Genomic DNA, 5,185 nt, shown 5'->3' on the forward strand with positions numbered 1-5,185 from the left:
ATGCTGTTGAGGCTATCCATCGGTGCACCGTGTTTTACTTGCACCTGCACTCTATGCGGTGGATAGCTTTTTTCCAACCCAACCCCAAAAAACTGTCCGGAGTGTTGACTCCCGATAACCTGCCGTGAGTCCTAACAAGTCTTTGTTCCCATTGTCCGTAACCCCGATCATCACCAGGAGGCATTGCCGCTCATCGGCACGAATATTGAAGTCGATACCATCGGCCCAAATATAGACATAGCGTCGATTCTGCAAAGAGCGTTTCTGCCAGTCCTGGTGTTCTTCGACCCACTTGGCTTTCAATCAGCCCATGGTGGCGGGCGACAAGCCACTGGCTTCAGGGCCGAAGGGTGACCTTTGCATCCAATACCGAGATTAGCGGAGAGGGTGTTCTAGGAGCAGGGTGCGGATGGTGGTCTCGAGCTGCTTGAGACGGATAGGCTTGCTGAGGTAGGCATTGGCTCCGGCGGCCAAGCAACGTTCACTATCGTGCTTCATGGCCAAGGCGGTTAGGGCAATGATGGGGGTTGTGGTCAAGCGCTCCTGTAGCCGCATCAGCCGCATGGCCTCTAGTCCATCCATCCCTGGCATTTGGATATCCATCAAAATGAGATCGGGGTTGTGAGACAACGCCAGATCAATAGCTTCTTCCCCATCGTTGGCATGGACAAGGCGATACCCCTTGGCCTCCAGATAGCAGGAGATGGTGGCCACATTGGCCGGGTTATCTTCGGCCAGCAACACCAGGGGTGAAGGTGCCGGGGGGGAGTCGTCCGTGGCGGCACTAGGACGATGGTCGTCGGGGGCGGCGACATCCGTGGGTTGAGGATTCGGCTGTGCCTGGAGAACATAGGGCAGTTCAATGGCAAAACAACTGCCGACCCCCAGTTCGCTAGTTAGCTCCACCCGCCCACCATGGAGTTCCACAATTTGTTTGACGAGGGCCAGCCCCAGGCCCGTGCCAGTCTGTTTGCGGTTGAGGGCGCTATCAATTTGGACGAAGGGTTTGAACAGCTTAGTGATATTTTCAGGGGCAATCCCAATTCCCGTATCTTCGATGGCCAAGCGCAGGAAGGACGACCCAGATGCCCCTGCCGCTGGGGGTACCTGCGAAACGCGAAGGGTAATGCTCCCCCCTTCTGGGGTAAATTTCACCGCATTATTGAGCAGGTTGAGCAAGACTTGCCGCATCCGAATTTCATCTACCCATATCTCTGACAGATGCGATGGAATGTCGGTGTTAATCTGGATGCGTTTCTTGAAGGCTTGCTGCTTCACAAAGGCAAGGCTGGAGGAGCAAAGCTGCTCTACCGAAACATAGGTACACTCCAACGTGATCTGCCCCGACTCGATCTTGGCCACATCCAGAATGTCATTGATCAGAGAGAGCAGGTGATTGGCGCTTTTTTCGACGGTGCCCAGGGCGGAGAGTTGTCGCTCGTTGACAATGCCAAACACCTCTTCCTGAAGCCCCTCCGTCATGCCTAGGATGGCATTGAGGGGGGTGCGTAGCTCATGGCTCATGTTGGCCAAAAACTCGTCCTTGAGGCGGGTGGCCCGTTCTAGCGCGGTATTGGTGCGGCGCAGTTCCTCCTCTGCGGCTTTGCGATCACTGATGTCTTGGCACACGCATATCAGTAAGTTGTCTGCCGCCAAGGTGAGCGACAACTGCTCTGGGAAGGTCGTGCCATCCTTGCGGGTGGCCGTTGCCTCGCCCTGCCAGGATTTTTGCTCTAGCAACACCGGAAACACCTCTCGTTCAAAGCGTTCTAGCTCCTCCGAGGAATACAGGATGGCCCACCCCTGGCCGATCAGATCGGCGGCGGATTCATAGCCAAACATCTTGGCATGGGACGAATTGAGGTAGAGGTAGCGCCCATCCTGGAGAATGGCAATGCCATCCACCGCCGCCTCGATGGCCGCTAACTGGCGTTGGAGAACCAGTTCAGCGTTGCGTCGGTCGGTCACATCTTGATAGGTGCCCAAAATCCCGATAATCTCCCCGGCCAAATTGCGCAGCGGGAGCTTGCTCATTTCCACCCAGATCGCTTCCCCTCCCTGCTGGTGCTGGGTTTCGAGGATCCCTAGCTTGGCTTCGCCGCTCTCCATCACCGCACGGTCATCGGCGCGGTAGAGTTCTGCCTCGGTTTCGCCCCAGGGTAGATCGAAATCATTTTTGCCGACTAATTCCGAGGTTTCCCTCAGTCCGGCATCCTGCAAAAACCGTTGGTTAGCCCCTAGATAATTAGAATTCGCATCCTTCCAAAACACCCGGAGCGGCACCGTATCGAGCACCGTTTGTAGGAACTGCCGAGACTCTTGTAGCGCTGTTTCAGCCTCGCGGCGCAGGCGATCTTGACGATAGCCCTCGATCAGGTTGCTACAGGTGACGAGCAGCGGATTGAGGGTGGCGACCAGGTCTTCGGTGTAGCCACCGGGGCGGTTGGCAATCCCCACCATGCCGATGAGGGTTGATCCGCTAAAAAAGGGCAACCCCAAAAAGGCATTCAGCGGCGGGTGCCCCTGGGGGATGCCGCCTCGGCGGGAATCGGTGCTGGGGCTGTTGGCGATCACGGGTTTGCCCGTCATGATGGTGGCCCCAAACAGGGTGTTCATGTTGGTAAATTCCATGCCCTGTTCATAGTTGTCTTCATAGAATTTTTGGGTGATCTCATCCCAGGCAATGTTGGTAATGCTGTGGGCTTTGAGATAGGGAACCCCGCGAATTTTCATAAAGCTTTCTTCCATGGTGGCGGTTCCATCCTCCCGGAACAGCACCTCACCAATGAAGCCATACTCGCTATCGGTAAAGTCTAATAAGGTCGCTAACAGCCCTTCAAAAATTTCTAGGCGGTTTTGGGCGGTAATAAACTGCGACTGGGCCTGGGTAATGCCCTGGAGCAGTTGCAGGTTTTCTTGCAGCAACAGTTGAAATTGCTTGCGCTCGGTGATGTCAAACCGAATCGCCAGGTAGCGCTCTGGCTTGCCGTCCCTGTCTAAAAACGGCACGATGGTGCTGCTCACCCAATACAGCCTGCCATCCTTGGCCCGGTTGCACACTTCGCCGCGCCAGGTTTGGCCCTGCTTGATGGTGGCCCACAGGTCGGCAAAGAAGCTGGAGGGATGAACGCCAGAATTGACCATGCGGTGGGTTTGGCCAATGGCCTCGGCCTCGCTATAGCCGGAAATTTCGACAAACCGTTGGTTGACGTAGGTGATCACGCCCTCGGCATCGGTAATGGCCACAATCGCCGCTTCGTCTAGCCCCAGCTTAAACCCAGCCAGTTCTTGCAGGAGGCGCTGGCGCTCTCGCTCGGCTTGGCGGCGCTCGGTGATGTCTTGCATGACCGCCAGAACGTTGGCTGACCCGTCGGCGGTGGGCAGCAGAGAAGTGGTGATAGACAGGATGCGATCACGGCCATCCCGGTGGCGAATCGTCCATTCCTCGGACAGAATATGATCTCCCGTACGCATGGCCGCCATGCGGGCAATGGCCCGATCCCTCACCGCTGGATCGGGGTAGAGCGTTTGATACCAGCCCAGTTGGTTAATTTCGGCTTGGGTATAGCCCGTAATCACCTCCATTTGGGGATTCCAGATGGTGAACGCAACAAAGGGGAAATCTGGGCAGGCATGGCACACACACAGCCCTTCCGCCAGGTTTTCCAAAATTAAGGTGCGAAAGGCATTTTCCGCCTGGATCGCTTCTTCGGCCAATTTGCGATCCGTGATATCGGCGATCATCGCCATGGCCCCAACATAGTGCCCAGCCTCATCAAACAGGGGCGTTGAGGAGGAGATCGTCCATAGGGTAGTGCCATCACGCCGCGAAAACGGCACCTCGTTGGCCTCGGAGATACCAGCTTGACGCCGTTGAAGCAGCTCTTGGATCTGGGGATGGAGTGAAGGCGGGAAGAAATCAAACAACGAGCGCCCTTCCATTTCCTCTGCGGTGTAGCCCAGCATTCTGAGTAGGGCATTGTTCCCAAATTGATGTCTTGCCTCTGCATCAATGATCCAAATACCCTCCTGGGCCGTTTCGATAATCTGGCGGTATTTGGCTTCGGTATCTCGCAGGGCTTGTTCGGCGGCTTTTTTGGCGGTGATGTCTCGCAAAATAGCGCGGGTGGAAAGGGGGCGCTGATTCCCCTCGGCGTCGCGTTCAAACCGACAGTTGATGCTGCCTTCTACCACCACGGGCCGCCCCGACTGGTGAATAAAGGTGAGTTCCACCTGTTCCAGTTGGGTGATCGTGCCAGCGCGCATGTGTTCGAGTAGCTGTTGGCAATGGGCTGTACAGTCGGGTGCTAACACATCAAACAGCGTCAGGTGTTCCACCTCGGCAGCGGTGTAGCCCAACGCCTCGCGCCACGCCCGATTGACAAACTCAAACCGCCCAGTGCTCACATCCACCATCTGGATCAGGTCGTTGGCGTTGTCTAAAAAGTCTTGCAGCAGGGTTTCCCGTTCGGCCAGTTCGGCGGTGCGCTGGACAACACGGGTTTCTAGATCGGCGTTGAGGTGTTCTAGCGCCTGGGCGGTGACAAGGCGTTCTAGCTCGGCTCCGGCGCGGGCCGCAAAAATAGAGAGCAGGGTTTCCGTCCAGGCCGGATCCGCTAGGGGGCGGTCGTGGAGGATACAGAGGTTGCCCGTGGCTTCCCCAGCGGCATTGCGCAGGCCAACCCCCAGGTAGCTTTCGGCATCTAATGCGGCAAAGAGGTCATGGTTGGGATACAGGGTTTGGAGATTGGCGGGATGACAGCAGCGCCCCGTTTGAAACGACTGAAAACAACAGGGAACCGCCTCGTAGGGCAAGAATAGGGGAGGCTGCCGTTCGCCATCGGCATAGAAAGCCAGCACCTGAAACCCTGCTTCCACGGATTGGGACACCATCACATAGCGAATGCCCAAGGCTTCGGCAATGTGGCGCACCAAGGCCGGAAAGAACGCTTGCCCAGTGAAGGCGGCTGTGCCCTCAATCACCTGGCGCAGTTGGGTTTCGATGTGGTGGCGTTCTTGCAGTTCAGCCTGCAATTGCTCGTGGATGGAAGCCTGTTGGATGGCAATCGTGATCTGGATCGTGAGGTTGCGGAGCAACTCAATTTCGTCGGGCTGCCAATCGCGGGGGCGGGTGCTTTCGGCAACGTTGAGCAGACCCCACAATTCGTCGCCACAAAACAGCGGT

1 protein-coding gene and 1 pseudogene are annotated in these 5,185 nt (G+C 56.7%); both read right to left on the reverse strand.

All coding sequences use genetic code 11. The features are described 5' to 3' along the window. Nucleotides 1-99: 99 nt before the first annotated feature. Nucleotides 100-345, reverse strand: a pseudogene (locus H6G62_RS25925) (transposase); the annotation flags it as partial. Between the two features lie 30 nt (nucleotides 346-375). After that, nucleotides 376-5,185, reverse strand: a 4,810-nt coding sequence (locus tag H6G62_RS25930; RefSeq protein WP_190500574.1) for a PAS domain S-box protein, incomplete at its 5' end; no start/stop codon positions are given.

It is taken from the genome of Phormidium sp. FACHB-1136 (assembly GCF_014697375.1).
Classification (GTDB): Bacteria; Cyanobacteriota; Cyanobacteriia; order Phormidesmidales; family Phormidesmidaceae; genus Nodosilinea.